We start from the raw sequence: 553 nt of genomic DNA, 5'->3' as shown, positions 1-553 counted from the left end.
ATAGTATCAATTTCAAATGGGTGGGTACTATGATACAAAATCAACAATCCATGATTTTTAGCCCTTATATGGGTATTTATGATTTAGTTGTTCCAAAGGAAAATCTTCTGCGCAAACTTAATGATTTGGTTGATTTCTCTTTCGTTTACGATGAACTTAAGGATAAATATTGTCATGTTAATGGTCGAAATGCTATCGATCCTATTCGCATGTTCAAATATTTATTGTTAAAAACTATTTATGACCTGTCTGATGTTGATATAGTTGATCGGTCGAAATATGATATGTCATTTAAGTATTTTCTTCACATGGCTCCGGAGGAGCCCGTAATCGAGCCAAGCTCTTTAACTAAGTTTCGAAAACTTCGTTTAAAAGATGTAAACCTTTTGGATCTGCTCATCAATAAAACCGTTGAAATTGCCATTGAAAAAGAAATTATCAAAAGTAAATCTATTATTGTAGATGCCACCCATACAAAAGCTCGCTACAATCAAATGGCACCTAGAGAAATACTGATGGACCGTTCTAAGAAGCTGAGAAAAGCTATTTATCA

Annotated in this window: 1 protein-coding gene; it reads left to right on the top strand. The window is 33.5% G+C overall.

Going from position 1 to position 553, the window contains the following annotated elements; genetic code table 11:
• Positions 1-29: 29 nt before the first annotated feature.
• The coding region (locus TY15_RS23070) for an IS1182 family transposase (protein WP_042375751.1) at positions 30-553 on the top strand (524 nt) is incomplete at its 3' end.

Source organism: Neobacillus jeddahensis, assembly GCF_000612625.1.
GTDB classification, from domain to species: Bacteria; Bacillota; Bacilli; order Bacillales; family Cytobacillaceae; genus Neobacillus; species Neobacillus jeddahensis.
This window is presented reverse-complemented; position numbering and strand designations above follow the sequence as displayed.